The organism is uncultured Phascolarctobacterium sp. (genome assembly GCF_934190775.1).
GTDB lineage: Bacteria > Bacillota > Negativicutes > Acidaminococcales > Acidaminococcaceae > Phascolarctobacterium_A.
Window position 1 is genome coordinate 13,116 of record NZ_CAKPTG010000014.1, and the last position, 22,445, is coordinate 35,560.

At 47.1% G+C, this 22,445-nt stretch carries 18 protein-coding genes and 2 riboswitches; of the genes, 5 read left to right on the top strand and 13 right to left on the bottom strand.

Going from position 1 to position 22,445, the window contains the following annotated elements; translation table 11 throughout:
• Positions 1 to 14 precede the first annotated feature (14 nt).
• The 8 genes from Q0G26_RS08155 to Q0G26_RS08190 form a co-directional block, all read right to left on the bottom strand.
• The gene (locus tag Q0G26_RS08155; RefSeq protein WP_363186546.1) at positions 15 to 224 is read right to left on the bottom strand and encodes a FeoA family protein; all 210 of its coding nucleotides are present in this window, start codon (positions 222 to 224) and stop codon (positions 15 to 17) included.
• A 243-nt stretch (positions 225 to 467) separates the two neighbouring features.
• A complete protein-coding gene (locus Q0G26_RS08160; protein ID WP_366517761.1) occupies positions 468 to 2,840 on the bottom strand; it encodes a heavy metal translocating P-type ATPase in 2,373 nt (790 codons plus the stop codon).
• A gap of 1,238 nt (positions 2,841 to 4,078) precedes the next feature.
• Positions 4,079 to 5,059, bottom strand: coding sequence for an ABC transporter ATP-binding protein (locus Q0G26_RS08165; RefSeq protein ID WP_293693031.1), 981 nt, complete (start codon positions 5,057 to 5,059; stop codon positions 4,079 to 4,081).
• A complete protein-coding gene (locus Q0G26_RS08170) occupies positions 5,049 to 5,843 on the bottom strand; it encodes an ABC transporter ATP-binding protein (RefSeq protein ID WP_293829771.1) in 795 nt (264 codons plus the stop codon). Before Q0G26_RS08170 ends, Q0G26_RS08165 begins: the two co-directional genes overlap by 11 nt.
• Positions 5,844 to 5,868: 25 nt before the next feature.
• Positions 5,869 to 7,434, bottom strand: a complete 1,566-nt coding sequence (locus Q0G26_RS08175) for an ABC transporter substrate-binding protein (protein WP_293829772.1) — start codon at positions 7,432 to 7,434, stop codon at positions 5,869 to 5,871.
• Between the two features lie 77 nt (positions 7,435 to 7,511).
• Complete coding sequence (nikC, locus tag Q0G26_RS08180; protein WP_293829773.1) at positions 7,512 to 8,348, bottom strand: nickel transporter permease; 837 nt, start codon at positions 8,346 to 8,348, stop codon at positions 7,512 to 7,514.
• A gap of 6 nt (positions 8,349 to 8,354) precedes the next feature.
• Positions 8,355 to 9,296: a nickel ABC transporter permease gene (gene nikB, locus Q0G26_RS08185; RefSeq protein ID WP_293829774.1), complete on the bottom strand. Its 942-nt coding sequence runs from the start codon at positions 9,294 to 9,296 to the stop codon at positions 8,355 to 8,357.
• 85 nt (positions 9,297 to 9,381) lie between these two features.
• Positions 9,382 to 9,513, bottom strand: a riboswitch (adenosylcobalamin (AdoCbl) riboswitch).
• 124 nt (positions 9,514 to 9,637) lie between these two features.
• Positions 9,638 to 10,945 (bottom strand): MATE family efflux transporter, encoded by a 1,308-nt coding sequence (locus tag Q0G26_RS08190; protein ID WP_293829775.1) that lies wholly within the window; start codon positions 10,943 to 10,945, stop codon positions 9,638 to 9,640.
• Between the two features lie 254 nt (positions 10,946 to 11,199).
• Here Q0G26_RS08190 and Q0G26_RS08195 point away from each other — a divergent pair, with 254 nt between their 5' ends.
• Positions 11,200 to 12,174 (top strand): M14 family metallopeptidase, encoded by a 975-nt coding sequence (locus Q0G26_RS08195; protein WP_293829776.1) that lies wholly within the window; start codon positions 11,200 to 11,202, stop codon positions 12,172 to 12,174.
• A 139-nt stretch (positions 12,175 to 12,313) separates the two neighbouring features.
• Here the strand turns inward: Q0G26_RS08195 and Q0G26_RS08200 are convergent, their stop codons facing one another.
• On the bottom strand, positions 12,314 to 13,093 hold the full coding sequence (locus Q0G26_RS08200) for a transporter substrate-binding domain-containing protein (RefSeq protein WP_293829777.1): 780 nt from the start codon (positions 13,091 to 13,093) through the stop codon (positions 12,314 to 12,316).
• A gap of 295 nt (positions 13,094 to 13,388) precedes the next feature.
• Positions 13,389 to 13,483, top strand: a riboswitch (NiCo riboswitch).
• Between the two features lie 75 nt (positions 13,484 to 13,558).
• Between Q0G26_RS08200 and Q0G26_RS08205 the strand changes: the two genes are divergently transcribed.
• Together Q0G26_RS08205 and Q0G26_RS08210 are read left to right on the top strand one after the other, a co-directional pair.
• Positions 13,559 to 14,503 (top strand): cation diffusion facilitator family transporter, encoded by a 945-nt coding sequence (locus tag Q0G26_RS08205; protein ID WP_293829779.1) that lies wholly within the window; start codon positions 13,559 to 13,561, stop codon positions 14,501 to 14,503.
• 156 nt (positions 14,504 to 14,659) lie between these two features.
• Positions 14,660 to 15,448, top strand: a complete 789-nt coding sequence (locus Q0G26_RS08210) for a transporter substrate-binding domain-containing protein (RefSeq protein WP_293829781.1) — start codon at positions 14,660 to 14,662, stop codon at positions 15,446 to 15,448.
• Positions 15,449 to 15,635: 187 nt separating this feature from the next.
• On the opposite strand, the gene glpK is transcribed toward Q0G26_RS08210, so the two are convergent.
• From glpK to Q0G26_RS08230, 4 genes are all read right to left on the bottom strand, one after another.
• A complete protein-coding gene (glpK, locus tag Q0G26_RS08215) occupies positions 15,636 to 17,138 on the bottom strand; it encodes a glycerol kinase GlpK (RefSeq protein WP_293829783.1) in 1,503 nt (500 codons plus the stop codon).
• A 272-nt stretch (positions 17,139 to 17,410) separates the two neighbouring features.
• Positions 17,411 to 18,688, bottom strand: a complete 1,278-nt coding sequence (locus tag Q0G26_RS08220; RefSeq protein WP_210684972.1) for a TRAP transporter large permease — start codon at positions 18,686 to 18,688, stop codon at positions 17,411 to 17,413.
• Positions 18,688 to 19,170: a TRAP transporter small permease gene (locus Q0G26_RS08225; RefSeq protein WP_293829785.1), complete on the bottom strand. Its 483-nt coding sequence runs from the start codon at positions 19,168 to 19,170 to the stop codon at positions 18,688 to 18,690. Before Q0G26_RS08225 ends, Q0G26_RS08220 begins: the two co-directional genes overlap by 1 nt.
• Before the next feature lie 114 nt (positions 19,171 to 19,284).
• Positions 19,285 to 20,319, bottom strand: a complete 1,035-nt coding sequence (locus Q0G26_RS08230; RefSeq protein WP_293829786.1) for a C4-dicarboxylate TRAP transporter substrate-binding protein — start codon at positions 20,317 to 20,319, stop codon at positions 19,285 to 19,287.
• A 256-nt stretch (positions 20,320 to 20,575) separates the two neighbouring features.
• On the opposite strand from Q0G26_RS08230, the gene Q0G26_RS08235 reads away from it, so the two are divergent.
• Together Q0G26_RS08235 and Q0G26_RS08240 are read left to right on the top strand one after the other, a co-directional pair.
• A complete protein-coding gene (locus Q0G26_RS08235; protein ID WP_293829787.1) occupies positions 20,576 to 21,304 on the top strand; it encodes a glycerophosphodiester phosphodiesterase in 729 nt (242 codons plus the stop codon).
• A 48-nt stretch (positions 21,305 to 21,352) separates the two neighbouring features.
• Positions 21,353 to 22,420, top strand: coding sequence for a LacI family DNA-binding transcriptional regulator (locus Q0G26_RS08240; RefSeq protein ID WP_293829788.1), 1,068 nt, complete (start codon positions 21,353 to 21,355; stop codon positions 22,418 to 22,420).
• Positions 22,421 to 22,445: the final 25 nt, after the last annotated feature.

Here is a 22,445-nt window from a genome sequence, read left to right on the forward strand (position 1 = left end):
ATCCTCCACATACATCAGATAAATATTTTAGCTGCCATCTGCTTGCTCAGGGCAATGCGGGCATCCTTCACATTGACGATAAGATTACCGTCAATTTCAGAAATAACAGTAACAGCTGAGCCTTCTACAAAGCCCAGGTTAGCTAAAAAGCGTTTGATTTCATCCTTGCCGCGAACAGCGCTGATCTTGTTAGTCTCGCCGCGACGGGCCATTAATAAAGGCATCATAATTCCCTCCAAAGAATTTGTTAGCAGATACTAACTTGATACGATTTTTTTAGTAGTTAGGCATTCCTAACTACTATTGAAAGTTTACGTCAGCTATAAAATTTTGTCAAGCATTTTTTGTAAAATCCTATGCTAATTTACAAATTTAGTTAGCTTGTGCTGTCATGTTTACAAAAAATATCGGCTGACTTTATAGTCAGCCGACGTAAACCAAACTAGCATATTAGCTATAGCTTTTTATTATATCTTTTTGTAGAGAATACGGATAGAATTCAGTACGCACAGCAGCGATACGCCGGTATCCGCAAAGACTGCTGCCCACATGGAAGCATAACCCATAAGGCCTGCAATCATGATGACAACCTTCACTGCCAAAGCGAAAATTACATTCTGCCAGGCAATCGCACCTGTTGCACGCGCAATCGCAATCGCTTGCGGAATAGCCTTCACTTCGGAATTCATGAACACAACGTCTGCAGCCTCAATCGCAGCGTCTGCGCCGCTGCCCATAGCAGCGCCGGCATCTGCACCAGCCAGAACAGGCGCATCGTTAATGCCATCACCGACGAACATAACCGGGCCGTACTTGTTACGCAGCATGTTCAGCTCGCTGAGCTTATCCTGCGGCAGCAGCTGAGCGCGCACCTCGTCAATGCCTGCTTCCTTAGCCACAGCCTGCGCTTCCTTCTGCGCATCGCCGGTGAGCATAGCAGTTACCAGGCCTTGTGCCTTCAAAGAAGCAATTGCTTCCTTGGCATCCTCCTTCAAGGTATCGTTAATCAGCAGTTGGCCCATGTATAAGCCATTGTCGGCAACAAGCACCTCACTACCGCTTTCGGTAGGAGTGTAGCCGCCGTATTCAACGTTAAAGCGTTGCAGCAGCTTGGTATTGCCGCACAGAACCTTGCGTGCGCCAAAGTACGCAACCAGGCCTTCGCCGGCAATTTCTTCAAACTTATCAGGACGTACAAGCTCAAGCTTTTCAGCCTTAGCAGCCTCTACGATGCTTACAGCAATCGGGTGGGTAGAAACAAGCTCTGCACTTGCGCACAGGCGCAGCAGCTCGTCGGCATTCATGCCTTCGGCAGCATTAACCTTCTGCAGTACGAAGTTACCCTTGGTAACGGTACCGGTTTTATCCATAACTACGGCAGCAATGTTTTTCAAAGCCTCCATAGCAACGCCGCCCTTAAAGAGAATGCCATACTTGGAGCCGGCGCCGATACCGGAGAAGAAGGCCAGCGGCACGCTCAGCACCAGTGCGCAGGGGCAGCTGATAACGAGGAAGGTCAGCGCAGTGTAAATCCATTTATTCCAGTCGCCGGTAATCAGGGACGGAATCACAGCAGTCAGTACTGCAGCAGCAACAACAAACGGAGTATAGATACGTGCGAAGCGGGTAATAAAACGGTCAATGGTCGGCTTGCTGGCAGCAGCGTTCTCCACGCTGTCCAGAATTCGGGTTACCATGGACTCCTCCAGAACCTTTTCTACACGGATTTTCAGCATACCGGAGGTATTAACGCAGCCGGAAACAACCTCATCGCCGTATTTGCGTTTTACAGGCACAGGCTCACCGGTTACCGGAGAGGTATCTACCAGGCTTTCGCCTTCAATAACAACGCCATCCAGAGGAATACGGTCGCCTACGCGTACCAGCAGAATGTCGCCTACGTGTGCGTCAGCGGCAGGAATAACCTTCACCTCTTCGCCTACCAGCAGGTTGACAACCTCAGGACGCAGGTCAACAGCGTCCATAATCTGGCCACGGCTCTTTTCTACCGCACGCTGCTCAAAATATTCGCCCACGCGATAGAAGAACATAACGCCAACAGCCTCTTCCCAGGCCTGAATAGCAAACGCACCCAATGTTGCAACGGTCATGAGGAAGTTTTCGTCAAATACATTACCCTTCGCAATATTCTTCAAGGCAGTCAGCACAATGCGTCCGCCCAGCAGAATATAAGCAAAAATCAGGAAGTACATATGATACGCTTCCGGCACCAAGCCCAGCCATTCGGTGATGATGAACACAGCACCGCCCAGTACGATTTCGATAATCGTCTGCTTTTCGCTCAGTTCGGAGAGGATACCGCCGGATTTTTTGCGTTCCTCCAGCTCAGGCGCCAGAGAAGGCTTGCTTTCAGCCTCCAGCAGCACAACGCCCTCTTCTACCTTATCGGTTACAGCCTGCATTTTCTCCAGCAAACCGTTGTAATTCTTAGCACTTACGCGCAGCTTTTTCGTAGTAAAGGTCAGGGTAGCTTCATCAATCTCAGGCATAGCGTTCAACGCACGTTCAATCTTGGCACCGCAGTTAGCGCAGTCCAGATTCTGCACCAGATATACTCTGCTCTTACCGCCCAAATTAGGACGACGGTCACGCGGTACTACCACTACGTCGGATTCAATGGAGGTACAGATTTTCTGAATTTCCGGCAGCAAAGCCTCGTGGTCAGCAGCGCTGAGGCGCAGCTGCTTGGTAGCAAAGCTTACGTTGGCATAGGTTACGCCCGGCAGCTCTTTGATTTTGTATTCCATCTTGGCAGCGCAGTTAGCACAGCCAAGGTTTTGCAGAATATATACACGTTTTACCTTGTCGGCATCCGGCATACGGCAGGTGCAATTAGCCAGGCTTTCACCGCACACATCGCAGTATTCCTCATGCGGATGGCAGATTTCGCAATTACAGTCAGCAGGATGACCGGGAACGTGATGTCCATGTGCGTGAGCGTGCTCATGTCCGTGGTCGTGTCCACAACCGCACTCGTCACCGTGCGCGTGAGCATGTTCGTGGTCATGCTCGTGGTCATGTCCGCAACCGCATTCGTCACCATGTGCATGAGAATGTTCATGTTCATGTTCATGTTCATGTTCATGTTCATGTTCATGCTCGTGATCATGTCCACAACCGCATTCGTCACCATGTGCATGAGAATGTTCATGTTCATGCTCATGGTCATGTCCGCAACCGCACTCGTCACCATGCGCGTGGGAATGTTCATGCTCATGATCATGTCCGCAACCGCACTCGTCACCGTGCGCGTGGGAATGTTCATGCTCATGATCATGTCCGCAACCACATTCGTCACCGTGTGCGTGAGCGTGCTCATGTCCGTGGTCATGTCCGCAACCGCACTCGTCACCATGTGCATGAGCATGTTCATGCTCATGTCCGTGGTCGTGACCGCAGCCACACTCATCGCCATGTGCGTGAGCGTGTTCATGCTCGTGGTCATGTCCGCAACCGCATTCGTCGCCATGTGCATGAGAATGTTCTTCATGCTCATGTCCGTAGTCGTGTCCACAGCAGCAGTCATCACCATGCTCATGGGAATGTTCTTCATGGTCATGTTCATGATCGTGGCCGCAACCGCAGGCATCACCGTGAGTGTGCTTGGGCACATGTCCCATAGTTTTGTGATCATGATCCTTGCCGCAGTGACCGCAGGTGCAGCCTTCTGGATGCTTGCTGTAATCTTCTACACTATTAATATGACCGTCGATGTGTCTGAAAGCTCGTACATCGCCGGCACCATTACGGATATCCTCTAAATCTTGCTTCATTATATCTACCACCTTTCTTTTTAGGTTGTCTCACTACTCATATGAGTATTCATTCATATATTGTGTAAAAAATAATAGGAAAGGTGACAACACCTTTCAGTAAATTCTTTGATACCTATATTATAACACAAATAACGTATGAGTCAATACTCACTTGTAAAATTAGTGATAAAAATTCCTAAGAAAAAAATGGGTACAGCATTCGCCGTACCCACTATAAAAATTGATGGAGAAAATTACTTTCATAGAAGCTCTATGCTTACGCATAATGCTCCAGGACTGCCTTAGTCAAACAAGTGACAAGCAACCCAATGACCGTGCTCAACCTCTTTCAGCTCAGGCTTAACCTGCACGCAATGCTCGGTGCAGTGCTCGCAGCGGCTGGCAAAGGGACATCCCGGCGGCAGGTCCAGCGGACTCGGGATTTCGCCTTCCAACGGCTCAATCTTTTCACCCGGCTTGAAGTCTACCTTAAATACAGCACCCATAAGTGCCTTGGTGTACGGATGCTTGCAGCTTTCTGCAATACGGCCGTGCTCCAGCCATTCTACAACATTACCTAAGTACATTACCGCAACCTGATGGCACATCAAATCTACCAAACCAAGGTCATGAGCAATGAACAGGTAAGTAATATTTTTTTCTTTTTGAATGCGGCACAGCAGCTCGCAGATTTTTTCCTGTACGGAAACGTCCAGTGCACTGGTTGCTTCGTCGCAGACAATAATCTTCGGTTCCAGTGCCAGAGCGCGGGCAATGCCCAGACGCTGACGCTGACCGCCGGACATGCTGTGCGGATAGCGATCCTTAAATTCAGCAGGCAGCTCAACCATTTCCAGTAGCTCTGCTGCTTTGGCGTCTACCTCGCTGTTTTTAATCAGGCCGAAGTTTTTCAAAGGCTCGGTGAGGATATCCTTAACGAGCATCTTCGGATTGAAAGCAGCGGTAGGATCCTGGAAGACCATCTGGATGTTCTTTCTGTCCTGACGCAGCTGTTCACCCTTAGACTGCATCAAATCATGGCCTTCGAAAATAGCTTCACCGCTGGTAGCAGGGTGAATACGCAGCAAAGTACGCACCAGAGTACTCTTGCCACAGCCGGATTCACCGATAATGCCCAGGGTACGGCCTTCATAGGCACGCAGGTTGATATCGTTGCAGGCAGTCAGGAACTTACCGCCATCAACTGCGAATTTTTTGGTCAGGTGGTTAATCTCCAGTACCAGTTTTGTACGCTCATAGGCTGGTTTTTCATTATTGCTCATAATATGTCGTCCCTCCTATGACTGGTACTGCCTTCAGCAGCTGCTTCGTATAATCATCCTGCGGATTGCCGATAACGTCTTCACGCTTGCCATATTCCACAACATGACCGCCCTTCATAACCATCAGCTTGTTGGATACATAGGAAGCAACGCCCAGGTTATGCGTAACCATGATAACAGCAACGCCATATTCGTTACGGATATCAACAATCTGGCGGATAATCTGAGCTTGAGTAGTTACGTCCAGCGCACTGGTCGGTTCATCAGCCAGAAGAATTTTCGGGCTGAATATCATGGCCATAGCGATACCAACACGCTGACGCATACCACCGGACAGCTCAAACGGATAGCTGTTCATGATATTTTCCGGGTTCGGCAGACGCACGTTAGTCAGCATATCACAGCACATCTTGTAAGCCTGGTCCTTGGACTTGTCCGGCTGATGAGCCTGAACATAGTCAATGAACTGTTGGCCGATGCGGCGGATAGGATTAATCATGTTGCCGCTGTCCTGGAAAATCATGGACATCTCGCTGCCATACATTTTGCGCCACTCTTCAGGAGTATTTTGCAATACATCCTTGCCGTCAAAGGTGATGCTGCCGCGGCTAACGCGGCCGGCACCGGGCAGGCAACCCATAATAGCGCGGATAACGGTAGTTTTGCCACTGCCGGACTCGCCGACGATGGACATAATCTCGCCCTTATCCAATTCTAAGCTGGCACCGGTTACGGTAAGCTTGTCACCGTAGCTGATGTCTAAATCTTTTACTTCAAGTAGCATTAAGCGTTACCTTCTTTGTAAATTATTAGTTAGCAGATTTGATATCTTTGGTCAGCCAGTAGTAATCGCAAGGCAGGATTTCTGCGTTAGCAATGGATTTGTTGGAAACCATGTTGGTTTGCGGATGACCGAATACCAGAGAGGCTGCATCGTCGAGGATGAGTTTTTGCATTTCGATAATCAGCTCACGACGTTTAGCCGGATCAAATTCTACACCCAGTTTATCGGACAGAGCATCAAATTTCGGATTGCTGTAGCCGGAACCGTTCTGTTCTTGACCAGTCTTGAGGTACATGTTCATGAATACTTCAGGATCGCCGGCCTGCAGAGTCAGTACGTTGGAAATCAGCAGGTCAAATTCGCCTTTACGGCCGATACCATCAATTACGTTGTAGTCAACGTTCTTCAGGTTAACTTTAATGCCGACTTTCTTAGCGTCAGCCTGGGTAGCTTCTGCATACAGAGGCAGCTCAGCACGGCCGCTGTAGAATACGAAGTCCAGCTCCAGGTTTTTGCCGTCTTTATCAACAAAGCCGTCGCCGTTGGTATCTTTCCAGCCAGCTTCAGCAAGCAGCTTTTTAGCGCTTTCAACATTGTATTGGTTTTTGTCGTATTTATACAGTTCATCATAACCGTAGTCAACAGAAGGCGGCAGGTACGGACCACCGGGAACGAAGGTGTCTTTCAGCAGAACCTTGTTGTAGGTTACACGGTCCAGAGAACGCAGCAGAGCTTCGCGGACTTTGATATCGCCCAGCGGTTTATCCGGACGTACATTCATACGAGCAAGTACGTCACGCAGGGAAGCGATATTGGAGATGTTGTATTTATTTTTGTCTTTGAACAGCTGCAGATCGCCGGCAGCAATGTTAATAGCGAAGTCGATTTCACCTTTTTGCAGAGCCATAGCACGGGTGTTAGGATCGTCAATGGTCAGGATATCAACCTCTTTGAACGGAACAGCGCCATCCCAGTATTTTTCGTTTCTAACCATTTCAGCTTTAGCTTTGCTGTAGGATTTTACTACATAAGGACCGGTGCAGATAGCGCCTTGTTTTGCGGTATCACGGTCTTTAATGGTTTGAGTATCAACGATGATGAACAGAGGGTCACCAAGCATACCTGGCAGAGTCGGTACCGGAGTCTTGGTTTTGATGATTACGTTTTGGCCTTCACCTTTGATGGATTCATACTGGAACATGGATTTTGCACGAGCTGCTTTGTCAAAGGTACGTTGGATAGAAGCTGCTGCCAGTTCGCCTGTCAGTTTGGTGCCGTTGGAGAAGCAAGCCTTATCGTTGATGTGGAAGGTCCAGGTCAGTTTATCGTCGGAAATAGACCATTTATCAGCCAGCCAAGGAACAGCATTCATTTTTTTATCGAATTTAACCAGGCATTCGCCCAGGCCGTAACGCATTACAATCCAGCCAAAGTAGTTATCGGTGGTTTCCAGGGAGTCAGCGAAGTTGGTAACACCAAATTTTACAACTTCCTTGTGCTCAGCTTTTTTGTCGCCGCCACAGCCTGCTGCTGCAAATGCCAGTAAACCGATCATAGCCGCTGCTGCGGTAGCTTTAAACATTTTTTTCATTTAGTCATCTCTCCATTTCATATACTCATTTAACCCGGCAGACTTCTGCCGGATATCAAAAATTAAGGCAAAAATAATTAATCCTGTACGTCATTACGCGGGTCAAGCACATCACGCAGATTATCGCCCCAAAGGTTGAAAATCATAACGGTAACAAAGATTGCCAAACCGGGGAAGAACATCAGCCACGGTGCAGTCTGCAGCTGCTGACGACCTTCATTCAGCATCAGGCCCCATTCAGGAGCAGGCGGTTGGCTGCCGAAGCCCAGGAAGGACAGACTTGCAAGTTCCATCATCAGAGCACCGATATCTGCTGCTGCGGTAATAACCATCATCGGCAGGATATTCGGCAGGATATGTACCCACAGAATATGCGGTGAGGTACCGCCGTTAACGATTGCTGCTTCTACATAGTCACGACGTTTAATCTGCAGTACCAGGCTGCGGGATAAACGCGCGTATTTTGTCCAGCTGACAATCGTCAACGCGATTACTGCGTTGAGAAGGCTGCCGCCCATAATACCGGCTACTGCGATAGCCAGAATCATGCCAGGGAAGGAAATCATCATATCAGAAATACGCATGATAACCATATCAACCTTACCGCCGAAATAACCGGAAATAACACCCATAGAAGTACCAACGATAAATACGCTGGCTACCAGGAACAATACACCGCTCAGGGAAGCACGCGCACCATAAAGCACACGGCTGAAGCAGTCACGGCCCAGCTTATCTGTGCCAAACAGATGGCTTCCGCCCGGTGCCATGAAAGCATCCTGCATTGTTGCATGAGTCGGATCATACGGAGCAAGAACAGGTGCCGCAAAAGCAATAGCAATCAGCACCAATACCAGAACTGAGGTTACAGCAAAAGCACGGTTGGTTTTTAAACCATTAATAATTGTTTCCATCTGCTCTTACCTTACCTTTCTCAGACGCGGATCAAGATAGTTATAAGAGATATCAACAATGAGGTTGATAACCATATACATCAACGCAATCCACACAACAACACCTTGAACCAGTTGGAAGTCACGGTAGGTGATTGCTTCAATTGCCAGACGGCCAAGACCGGGCCATTGGAAAACAATCTCGATAACCGCAGCACCACCCAGAAGGTTACCTAAAGACAAACCAAGTAAAGTAATCAGCGGCAGCAAAGCGTTCGGAAGAACCTCTTTCCACAGAATATGGCTTTCACTCATACCACGCGCACGTGCACCGACAACATAGTCCTGATGCAGCTCTTCCAGAATAGCAGCACGCACCTGACGTGTGTACTTGGAAGACATTGCAAAGGCCAACGTTGCCGCAGGCAGGATAATCGTGTCAACACCAATCGTACCGCCGACAATAGGCAACAGGTCAAGTTGCAGACCAAAAATCCACAGCAGCATCAAGCCAACCCAGAAGCCGGGCATTGATACGCCAAGGAAAGTAAAGCTGCGTACTATATAGTCAAACCAGCCGCCGCGCTTAACTGCAGAATAAATGCCGGCAGGAATAGACACCACCAACATCATTGCAATGGAAGCCAGAGACAATAAGATAGTACCGGGCAGACGCTCGAACAGTTCCTCAACAACAGGCTTTTTAGCCATGAAGGAGAAACCGAGGTTGCCATGCAGCGCACGGCCCAACCAATCCAAATATTGGAAGAAGAAGGGCTTGTCAAGACCTAATTCTGCACGCAGTGCATCAATTTCAGCCTGACTAACAATAATATCCTCGTTACCTGCAATCATCTGACGAGCTACATCGCCAGGGGCCAGCATTACCAAAGCAAAAGTAATAAAGCTGATGCCCAGCAAAACGAGGATGATCTGTCCCAAACGGGACAGAAGCTGCTTTTTCGTCAAAGCACATCATCTCCATCAAAAAAAAATTACCCTTCCTGCAAAATGAGCGCAGAAAGGGTACATACTTACAATGTGCACAATTGTAATTATATATATTTCCGTCGCTAGCAGGAATATATCAACTGAGGAAATCAACCTGACTTAGCCTTTCGGCATCACAGTGGCTTGACCGCTACGGATTTGCACCGTATTCCGATTATTACCTGCATAGGCAGGCACCTCAGAAGAGTATAGATTTGTAAAAGGTCTTTATATCGGCAAAAAAGAATAGGCTGACACTTATAAATCTATAATAGCATTAATTCTCATTATTTGCAACAAATTTGTTACAAAAGGGTTGCTTATGCAAACTCTCTTCTCAAAGAAGACAAATAGAATAAAAGTATTATTGACTGAGACAGCATAAAGCCCAGCAAGGCCAGCCACAGTCCGCTGTTACCCCAAAGCGGCACCAGCTGCCACTGCAAAAGGTAAAATACTAAGAGTGCCATCAGCATCATGTTGCGTACCGGTGCGGTTCTGGTAGCTCCGCAGAAAACTCCGTAAAGCACCATGCCGATACCGGCGCAGACAGGATAGAACAAAACGAAAACATTGTAGGTCACGGCCATTGCTAAAACCTCTTCAATATTGGTAAACAGGCGGATGAAAAATTCATTGCCCAAATGGTAACCAAGCATCAGGATAGCGACCAGCACTACCAGCCATTTGAAGGTCATTTTTATGGTAGCGGCAAACAGCTTGCCGTTCTTTGCTCCTACCGCACGCCCGCTGAAAATCGCCGCGCCGTTTGCCATGCCGTCAATCAGGTAGCTCATAATATCCTTGAGCTGCAGCAGTACAGCATTGGCTGCCAGCACCACAGTACCAAAGGAAGCACCAACCGCCGCAATAATATTATTTACAGTCAGCAGGCAGGCAGTGCGAATCATCAGGTTAACGTTCACCTGCAGCATGCCGATAAACTCGCGCCAGTCAAGCAACTCGCCCCAAGGCAATGCTTTATAATCAAAATCACCATAATAGTACATCAGTACTACACTCAGGATGCCGCCGTAAAGCTGGCTGAGCAAGGTAGCAACAGCCACGCCGGTAATATCCATATGCAGCCAGAAAACGAACCAGATACTCAGCGCCATGTTCAGCACGTTCATGGAAACCTGCATAAACACGCTCGCCCGCACCCGCGTCTGCCCCATGAGCCAGCCAAGGGCTACATAGTTGCCAAGCACCAACGGTGCGCCCCAGATAAGGATGTAATAATAATCGCGGCACAGCTCGTTGACCTCCGGTGCAGCGCCAATCATGGCCAGATACAGTTCCAAAATGGGCTTCTGGAAAAGAATGCAGCAGGCACTTATCAGCATTGCCAGAACCAAAGGCTTAAAAAAGGCGAGCATACCAAGTCTTTTATCGGCAGCGCCAAAGGCCTGTGCCGCATAACCGGTAGTACTCACACGTAAAAAACCAAATAACCAATATAAATTGTTGAACAAGATAGCGCCCAGGGAAACTGCAGCAATATATTTAGGATTCGGAAGCTGCCCCATTACTGCCGTATTTACCGCACCCATCAAAGGCTGCGTCATTGTCGACAGCATAAATGGTACTGTCAGCCCCAAGTATTCCCTATCAGTCAGCAGGTTCACTCTATCTACCTCCCTTGTCTATTCGCACTAAATTTTATTTTAAAAATTATCTTGTGTGAATAGCTTATCATATGTTATAATTTATTGCAAGTAAAAAAACAGCAATTGCTAGAAAATATTTCTGCGGAAATTTTGCCAATCTCCTTCAAAGAATAATTTGTATGCCGTTGCTTAATTTTTTTAGCTACGGTTAGCAGTCGCTAATGGTAAAATTATTATAAAAAGTATGAGAAATATATCAAAGGAGTGAGCTCATGTCTGACACACTAAAGGTATGTGGACTGACTGTTGAACGTGGCGCTAAACTGCGCACGTACCTGCCGGTCCCGGACACCAATGTAAAAATCCCTCTGACTATTATCAACGGCGAAAAAGATGGCCCCACCCTGCTTATTACTGCAGGCATCCACGGCGGCGAATACCCCGGTATCGCAGCGGCAATGGAGCTGGGCCGCGATATTGAGCCCGAGCACGTTGTCGGCTGCCTGATTATGATGCACCCGGTAAACATCCAGGGCTTTTGGGCACGCCGCGAAATGATTGTGCCCGAAGACGGCAAAAACCTGAACCGCGTTTTCCCCGGTGACCCCACGGGAACGCTTGCCGATAAAACTGCATATTTAATCAGCAATAACTTCTTCTCTATTGCCGATTTTTATGTAGACATGCACAGCGGCGATATCCACGAAAGCCTGCATCCCTATGTTTACTACCCCGGCCAGCCTACGCCTGAAGTAGAAAAGAAATCCCGTTCCGTGGCGCGCGTACTCGATATGGAATATATGGTACGCTCGCTGGCAACCGGCGGTGCCTATAACTACGCCGCCAGCACCGGCCTGCCTTCTATTCTGATTGAACGCGGCGGCGCCGGCCTCTGCCTGCATGAGGATATCGAAGCCTACAAGGATGATATCCGCAACATCCTGCGCAAGCTGAAAATGTTCTCCCTGCCTGTAAAGCCACGCCATCACTCTCCGCGTGATGTAGAAAACCTTATTTATCTGGAAGCTTTGGAAACAGGCTGCTGGCTGCACCACATCCACAGCGGCGATTTTGTTGAAGAAGGCCAGGTTTTGGGACGCATCACCGACGTTTTCGGCAACACGCTGACAACATATTACGCCGAGCAGACAGGCGTTATCCTTTACGTCTGCCCGGCACTGGCATCTCCCAAGGGAACTATTCTTGTAGCCTACGGCACCATCAAGGAATTTGATGACGAAGAGTAATAATTAATTTTTCCGGTCTGTTAATACAGACCGGATTTTTTTATAAGTAACAGCTTAACTGCATAAAAATGCGCAACAGACATCAGCATCTGTTGCGCAATAAAATCAACAATTTAATAGTTATATGACAGCTTAAAGCTTAATTACCAAAGTAAGAGCTGTATATATTTTTGTATTCACCGCTGCGCTTAACCTCTTTCAGCGCTTCGTTAACCTTCTTCACCATTTTCTGGTTGCCATGGGCGACTGCAATACCGTATTTATCTTTATCTAATATGGTCTCACCGGCAAATTTAACTTTAGCACCATAATTATGAGTGATGAAAAAGCTGGCAACTATTTTAGAAGCAACAAGTGCATCAGCCTTACCCTCAGCGACAAGCTTAATGCCTGCTTCCGTATCGCGCACAGGCACAACCTTAACATCCTTAGCCTTGGATTTCAACAGCTCTTCAGCATAGCTGCCTTCCTCAGCAACAACGGTCTTGCCTGCCAAGGCTGCAAAATCATCCCCCAAATTGGCATTTTTGCTTACAATAACCTTATAGCCGTCCTCTGCATAAGCTTCACTGAAGTCAACTAAACGCTCACGCTCCGGTGTAATACTTAAAGCAGCAACAGCCATATCATATTTTTTATCCTGCAGACCTGTTAAGATATTTTTAAAATCAACATTAATAAACTCAACCTTCTCATAACCCATCTGCTTAGCCACTGCCTTTGCCAGTGCAATATCAAAACCTGTATGTACCTTGCTTTGCTCCTGATAAAATTCGAAAGGCGGAAAGTTCGCATCTGTTGCCACCTTCAGTACCTTGCCTTCCGGTGCCTGAGATGCGTTTTTCTCATTGCTGCCGCCACAACCGGCCAAAGCAAAGGCCATAACAACACAGAACATCAGCATAAAAAATTTCTTCATACCATTACCTCCACTACTATAATATTATTGATAAGCTATACGATTTGTACTAATACCCTTATTATATCTCTTCTGAATGATATGTCAACATTTATTCATGTATTTGTATGATTTTCTTACTGCTAGTCATTATCCAATAAAGTAAACCTTTGTTAACCTCAAGCTATGGTTAGCAATTAATCTCTATGCAGGAAATTTTCTTCTGAAAACTGTAAGAAAATTTACAAAAGCCTCTTGACAAAGCCTTTGCTAACCGCTTATAATTCAGATAATCTCTTTGCACTGCAATTTAGCTACAGTACAAACTGATCAGGCGGTAAACCTTCTTCCGGGTTTTTGCAGCCGGGCCCTCTGGGCAGCAGACTTTGACGCAACGTCTGCGGGACAGTTAACTACTATCTCGCAGGCGTTTTTTGTATGTCAAAGGCCTGCACAAATGCAAAGACCATTTTAGGAGGTTTTATTATGAAATTTGAAAACGATGCTGAAAGAATCGCTATGATTGTTTCCATCAACAGTATTATCGGTAATCTGCTCTTGTCGCTTGGCAAACTAATTGCCGGTTTCGTCGCCCAATCCGCCGCCATGGTTTCTGATGGTATCCACTCCGCGTCCGATGTTTTCGGTACCCTCATTGTTATGGCCGGCGTAAAATTTTCCAACAAGGCTTCGGATGAAGAGCATCCCTACGGCCACGAACGTATTGAATGTATTGCCGCTATTCTTTTGGCAATAATCCTGACGATTATCGCCCTGCTTATCGGCTACAGCGGTTACGAAAAAATTGTAGGTGATCCGGCTGAGCTGGAAATCCCCGGACAGCTTGCTCTGTGGGCAGCAATTATTTCCATTGTTGCCAAAGAAGCAATGTTTTGGTACACCCGCAACGCTGCGCAAAAAATCAATTCCGGCGCACTGATGGCGGAAGCATGGCATCATCGCAGTGACGCTATGAGCTCCGTCGGCGCTTTCATCGGTATTTTGGGCGCACGCATGGGCTATCCTATTTTAGACCCGATTGCCAGCTTAGTAATCTGCGTGATGATTTTATACGCTGCCTACGAAGTATTCAAGGATTCCATGGATAAGATGGTAGACCGCAGCTGTGATGAAGAAACTACCATTGCAATGGAAGACCTTGTTGCCCGCGTTCCCGGCGTAGAGCATCTTGACAGTCTGCACAGCCGTCTTTTCGGCAGCCGTATTTATGTTGATATCGAAATCAGCGTCAAGGATAACCTTACCCTACTGCAGGCACATCACATCGCTGAAATGGTCCACACTGCTGTTGAAGCCAACTTCCCGCTGGTAAAACATTGCATGGTTCATGTCAATCCTTTGAGCGAGGACAGCCACGAAGCCTGCACTATGCTGCCGCCGGATTTACGTCCGCACAATCTGCATAATTAAACAAACGCTTCTTATTTATATACACAATAATTTTTAATAATATTTTTGATATACCCTCTTGACAATCCCTAGAAAGGGGGTATATAATTTAGGCAACCAATGAACAACCGCTCATATGAGTAATTAATTTAATAAATTATCTGGAGGTATCTGCTAATGAAAAAGATATTATTTATTCTTGTCAGCATGCTGTGCCTGCTTTTATCCGCCGGCTGTGGCAGCGACAAACAGGCAGCGCAAGCACCTGCCGCCGACAAGGTACTGCGTGTGGCAACATCACCTGCTTCTCCGCCCTTTGAGCTTTATCTCAAAGAGCAAAATAAATTTACCGGCTTTGATATCGATTTAATCAACGATGTGGCTAAAAAAATGGGTTATGACAGAGTTGAATTTATCAACACCCCGTTCGACGAGCTTCTGCCCGGCCTTAACCACAAAAAATATGATATTGCCATGAACAACTTCAGTAAAACCAAGGCACGTTCCATTGACTATGCCGCAAGTGATTCCTATGCCAAGGCTGCTTTCTCCATTGTTGTCAAAAAGGGCAGCAACCTTAAGGCAGACATCGACAGCATGAACGGCCGCAAGGTTGCTATTAAAAAAGGTGCATCTGCTGTACGTGTAGCAAAATCCTTCCCCGGCAGCATCATTGTTGAATATCCTGAAAATGCCAGTGCTTTACATGCAGTAGAAACCGGCGAAGCTGACTACGCTATTTGCGGTAACCTCACTACTGCTTTCTATATGACGCACACCGATGACGACAATTGCCTGCAGGTTGTAGGCCATTCCGAACGCCAGGATGACCTTGTTGTCTACGCTGAAAAAGGAAATGACGAGCTGATTAAAAAATTCAACGCTGCTTTGAGCGACTACAAAAAGAGCGGTGAATACAAAAAACTCATCAACTTCTACTTCGGCGATATTGAAAAACAGTCCTGATACACCCCTAACTCAGCTAAAAGCTTAGAGCTTTTATATATCACACCCCTATAATACTCCTATAATAATACTCCTTATCGGCCGGCATCCCCTAACGCCGGCTAACAAACACTCAACTCATCAAAAGCAGAAAAGCCTTGCAGTAAGTCCAAGCTGCAAGGCTTTTTGCTGTATATTTTTATTTAGTTTACTCCTCCGGATGCAGCCTGATGCAGGACGCACGCACCGCCCTGTGCCAGCCGCGCAGCAGATGATTGCGCTTTTCTTCATCCATATCGGGCATAAAGGTCTGCTCGATAACGTGATTGCCCTTAATCATTTCCTTATCATCCCAATAGCCTACTGCCAGACCTGCAAGATAAGCAGCGCCCATAGCAGTCGTTTCAATGCAGCTAGGGCGTTCTACCTTAACATTGATAATATCCGCCTGCGTCTGCATCAGGAAGCTGTTAGCGCACGCACCGCCATCAACCTGCAGCGAGCTCAGCTTAATACCGCTGTCCTCTTCCATAGCCTTAAGTACGTCGTACACCTGATAAGCTATAGCTTCGAGCGTTGCACGCACAATATGATTACGGTTAACTCCGCGCGTCAGGCCGACAATCGCACCACGCGCGTATTGGTTCCAGTGCGGCGCCCCCAAGCCTACAAAGGCAGGCACCATGTAACAGCCGTTGGAATCGGGCACAGACTTCGCCATAGCCTCGGATTCAGCAGCATTGCGAATCAGGCCCAGCTCATCACGCAGCCATTGAATGGCAGCGCCGGCAACAAAAATAGAACCTTCCAACGCATATTCCACCTTGCCGTCTACACCCCAGGCAATAGTCGTAACAAGACCGTTTTTGCTGTCCACAGGCTTTTCGCCGGTATTCATCAGCATAAAGCCGCCGGTGCCATAGGTGTTTTTAGCTTCGCCGGGGGCAAAACATGTCTGACCAAAAAGTGCGCATTGCTGGTCACCTGCAGCACCTGCAATAGGAATTTGTGCCTCAAAAAGCTTGGCATCAGTTGTACCGTATACACAGCTGGAAGGCTTAACCTCTGGCAGCATCTGACGCGGAATGCCCAAAACCGTCAGGATTTCTTCATCCCATTGCAGGGTATGAATATTAAACATCAATGTACGCGAAGCATTGGAATAATCCGTAACATGTACCTTACCGCCGGTCAGCTTCCAGATAATCCAGCTGTCGATGGTACCGAACAGCAGCTTTCCTGACTCTGCCTGCTCGCGTGCGTGAGGTACGTTTTCCAGGATCCAGTGCAGCTTAGTACCGGAGAAATAAGCATCCAGCACCAGGCCTGTCTTTTCACGGAACATATTGGCATAGCCACGGATTTTCAGCAGATCACAGTATTCCGCAGTACGACGGCACTGCCAGACAATCGCCTTACAGATGGGACGACCGGTGTTCTTGTCCCAAACAACGGTAGTTTCGCGCTGATTCGTAATACCGATGCCGGCAATATCAGCCGGAGTAACATCCAGCTTGCTCATTGCCTCGTACATCAGTCCTACCTGGGTTGCCCAGATTTCCTCGGCATCGTGCTCCACCCAGCCTGCCTGCGGATAATACTGCGTAAACTCCTTTTGTGCTACGCTGCAGATTTCTCCCTGCTTGTCAAACAAAATACAACGGCAGCTGGTAGTTCCCAAATCCAACGCCATGATATATTTATTCTTCATGCTTTCACGACCTTTCCTTGATATTTTTAAGTATAACACAAAACATAAGGAGCCGCCACTTTCGTAGCAGCTCCTGAAAAAGCATATTTAATTATATGTGTCCGGGAATCCTGATGATGTATACGGCGCCTTATCGCACATCAGCAAACCTTCGCCAAAGACGTGGGAGAAGGTGACGGAGACGAAGAAGGATGACGACGGCGTACTTCTAGTACGTCTAGGAATCCTGATGAAGTATACGGCGCCTTATCACACGTCTGTAAACCTTCGTCTTACAAGTTAGGCAAGAACATAACCAACCCCGGCACATAGGTGACAATAAGTAATGCTACAAGCAGCGCCACGATAAACGGCCAAACCTCCTTGAAGAATTCGCCGAGCGGCGTTTCCGTTATCGCACAAACCGTAAACATCATCGAACCGAACGGTGGCGTCAGACCGCCGATCATAATATTAACAATACAGATAATACCGAAGTGTACAGGGTCTACACCCAGTTTGGTTACAACAGGAACAAGCAGCGGAGCCAGAATAATCAGTGCAGCGCCACCCTCCAGGAACATGCCCAAAATCAGCAGCAGGATATTTACCAGCATCAGCATCATGTACGGATTGCGGGTAAAATCAAGCATTGCGGAGGTGATATGCTGCGGAATACGCTCCCAGTTCAGATAATAGCCAAAGAAAGAAGCTGCAACGATAATCAGTACAACAGAGCTGGTACCGTAAATAGTTTCCTTCATAATCGGCCAGGCATATTCCCACTTCAGCTCCTTGTAGATGAAGGCACCTACCAGGATGCAGTATACTACAGCTACAGCACCTGCCTCGGACGGAGTGAACATGCCCATGCGCAGGCCGGCGATAATACCGAAGGGGAAGAGCAGCGCCCAGATAGATTCCTTAAGCTGAGTCATAATTTCGCCGAATGTAGCAGCCTTTTCACGCGAAGGCTTGTAGCCACGCTTTTTGGAAACAATGGCAACAACAATCATCATAGATACTGCCATAAGAATGCCGGGCACATAGCCTGCCATAAACATTTTGGTTACGGATACGCTGGCAATCAACGCATAAATAATCAGATTAATTCCGGGAGGAATTACAGGCGTACTTGCAGAGGACGCAGCTGTTACCGCAGCACTGAAGGCTCTGCCGTAACCGCGCTTTTCCATTTCCGGAACAAGCATTTTACTCTGCATAGCAGCGTCAGCGTTAGCACTTCCGGAAACACCGCCCATCAGCAGACTGAGCAGTACGTTAACCTGAGCCAGACCGCCGGTCATATGACCCATGAGCACGTCGGTAAATTTCATCAGCTTATCGCTGATACCGGCATAGTTCATAATGGAGCCTGCCATAATAAAGAAGGGAATTGCCAGCAGCGGAAAGGACTGCGTGCTGGTAATAATGCGTTGGAATACCAAATGTGCAGGAGAAGTCGCATCCAGGAAGGTAAAGTAGGAAATCGTTGCACCGAACAGCGCATAAGCGATAGGAATACTGGAAAAATAAAGGACAAAGACGATGATGACGGGCAAATAAGCCATTATTTTTCCTCCTTTCCGGAACCGGCAAGATCCTGCCAGACAAATTTAATAGAATACGCGGTCATGAGTACAAAAGCAATCAGTACGGAAGAACTGATATAAACGGAAGAAATACCCAGTACCGGGGTCATTTTCGTATAGGATTTGGAAATATAGATAAAAGAAAGATAAGACATGTAGCCATTGAGCGCTACAAGAATAATATCGGTAATCAGACCAACAGCCTTCTGCATAGCCTGGGGCATTTTTTTAACGATAATATCAACGCCAACGTGACCGCGATGCTTGAATACAGCAACAGCGCCAATGAATACCGACCAGACAAAGCAGCCGGTAGCAACCTCTTCGGACCAAACCAGGCCGGAGTTAAAAACGTAACGCAGAACAATATTGATAACAACAAGAATAGTGGTGATGCTGATGAAAAATGCAGCAACTAAATCTTCCAGATTATTTAGCACAAAGCTCAGGTTTTTACCCAAAATTTTACCTCCATTTTTTATAGTAATACTTATGCAAAGGAAGGAGCTGTCACGCTGCATGCAGCGTGGTAGCTCCTTAGTGTTTCATTATGACTGTTAAAGAATATCTACAGCTTATTTTGCAGCGCGGATTTTTGCCAGCTCAGCTTTCAGCTTTTCATAGATGCCAGGAGTTGCGCCTTCTTTTTCTTCCATCTGTTTGAATACAGGCTCGGTAGCTTTTTCGAAAGCAGCATGGTCAACATCGTTGAATTTAACGCCCTTACTTTCCAGTTCCTTATAAACCTTGTTATAGGATTCGGTGGAAATCTTGGTCATTTCTTTACCGCCGTAAGCAAATTCTTCAGCAACGATCTTCTGATCTTCAGGAGACAGGCTGTTGAATACTTTGGTGGAAATGTATACGCCGCAGGTACCCAGGAAATGCTTGGTGGTAGCTACGTTTTTAACGTGCTCATAGCATTTGGTGCCGATGTTGGTGAATTCGGAGCCTTCCAGACCATCTACAACGCCTTGGGAAACGCCGGACAGAGTTTCGGAGAACGGCAGGCTGGTAGCAGTTGCGCCCATAGCATTGATGGTATCAATGAACAGCTTGCTGCCAGGAGTACGCAGTTTCAGGCCTTTCATATCTTCAGGTTTGGTAATAACCTTGTTGGTCATAACATTACGGAAGCCAAAGATGTAGTCCAAAGCCAGAACCTTAATGCCTTTTTCTTCAGCCTTCTTTTCCATATCCTTAACCAACGGAGTTTCAATCATCTTCTCATATTCGTCATAGGATTGATACAGCATCGGGCCAACCAACGGTTTGAAGTCAGGTACATAGTCGCCCAGGTAAGACGGATCTTCTACAGAAATAAAGTTAGCACCGTTGGCAACCTGCTCCAGGCCATCCTTATAGCAAGCCAGCTGGTTTTGACCAAAGCATTGAATTTCTACACGGCCATTGGTTTTCTTGTTGATACGTTCAGCAACCAATTCCATGGATTTGTACAGCTGCTCATCGGGAGAAAATACATGGCTCAGCTTCAAAACAACCTTTTTGTCAGGACCTGCAGCCTTTTCATCTTTTTTGTCAGAACCGCCGCAACCGGTAAGAGCCAACATCATTACAGACATTAACAGAAGAGCTACGATCTTTTTCATGTTCATCCTCCTAATTCCCTTGTTGAATTTTGTTGAAATTTGTTGTGCTAAAGATTCCCGATTTGAATCTGATACCATATTAACAGAGTGACACAAAATTGTCAATAATTTTACGCATTTTTACTAAAGCCTTGTGTAATCTCAGTTTTGGCCGTTTTTTATCCCTGTTGGCCTTATCGTGTCCCACTTGTTTTTTAGCTTTTCTTGTGCTAATATATTGTTGAATATTGTTGAAAAAATCTAAGGAGGAATAGAAATGGTTCAAATTTTTGCGCATCGCGGCTTCAGCGGCTATTATCCTGAAAATACTATGCTTGCTTTTCAAAAGGTAGCAGAAGAAACTGTTGCTGACGGTATTGAATTAGATATCCAGCTTACTAAGGACGGCGAAATCGTCATCATGCATGATGAAAAGCTCGACCGCACTACTAACGGCAGCGGCTGGCTGAAGGATTACACCCTGGAGGAGCTGAAAACTCTTTCCGTTGGCGTTAACGTCAAGGGCTTCTTCCCCCGTCAAACCATTCCTACTTTACGCGAATATTTCACCTGGGTTAAAACCACTGACCTGATTACCAACATTGAACTCAAAACCGGCGTTTTTGAATATAAAGGTATCGAAGAAAAGCTCATTGCCATGGTTAAAGAATTCGGTCTGGAAAAACAGATCTGGTATTCCTCCTTTAACCATTACACCATCGCTAAAATCAAAAAGCTGATGCCGGAAGCAAAATGCGGTCTGTTGATGGACACCTGGCTGATGAACGTCGGCGCTTACGCTGCCTCCCAAGGCGCTGCAACCGTAAACGCCTGCAGCTACTTCTGCTGCAAGGAAGGCGTTGCTGCTGACCTGCACGCGCACAACGCAGGCCTGCAGGCCTGGACTCCTAACGACGCCAAGCTGATGCAGGAATTGATTGATGCAGGAGTTGACGTTCTGATTACCAATTATCCTGACATTGCTGCTAAGGTTGTAGAAAAATAATTCAGCTCCGCCGCTTTACGCTAATTCACATTAGAAAGGATTGTACTTATGCCTAAAAAGGTCACCCTGAAGGATATTGCCGCTAAAGCAGGGCTTTCACCTGCCAGCGTATCAATGATTCTCAACAGGCGCAGCATCGACCGCTTCAATGCCGAAACCGTGGAGCAGGTTTTCGCCATCGCTGCTGAGCTTGGCTACAAAAGCAGCAAGGAAAAAGCATATGCCCTAGTAAAGCCCTCAGATACACTAATCATTATTATCTGTCCTTCATTATTCAATCCTTTCTATACTACTATTATCCAGGGTATTGAAATCGTTGCCCGCAAGCAGGGCTTTGTCACCTCCGTCCGCACTACCTATTGGGATACGGATACAGAAAAGTTTATTATGGAGCAGGCACGCAAATTCAATGTCGCCGGCGTTATCTTTGCCATGATTCCCCAACAGCCACAGTTAGCGTACAACCTGAGTAAGTATCTGCCTGTTGTTGCTATTGGTGACAGACGCAGTGACCTGGAGCTTGCCACTGTCGATATGAACAACTTCACTGCAGGACAGCTAATCGGTAAGCATCTTATGGATTTAGGACACAAGCAGGTTGCCTATCTTTCGACAACACTCAATGACCAACATACCTCGCGTGTGCGTCGCTGCCAGGGTCTGGAGGCTGCCTGCCAGGAAGCAGGTGCCAAGCTTGCCCTCTTCACCAAGGAAATCACCCCTGACTACGAGCTTTCGCACGTTGACGTAGAGTACAGCACAGGCTATGAGCTTGCCAACCGCTGTCTTGACGCAGTGCCGGAAACAACAGCCATAGTCGCTATCAACGATATGGTTGCCTACGGCGCCTACAATGCTATCATCGACAGGGGCTTGCGTATTCCGGAAGATATCAGCCTTTGCGGCTTCGATAATATTTTCCCCTCGCATCTACGCGGAGTCAGCCTGACAACTATCGATAATTCTCTCACAGAATGCGGTAAAAGCGCCTTTAAACTGCTGCAGGAGGAAATTGCCAGCTATGAGCACCACGGCAAATTTGAACCTATAACCCATGTAGAATACAAATGCCGTCTTGTTGCCCGCGCCAGCAGCGGACCTGCTCCCAAGCGTTGACAATTCCTGCAGGATACTGTAGAAT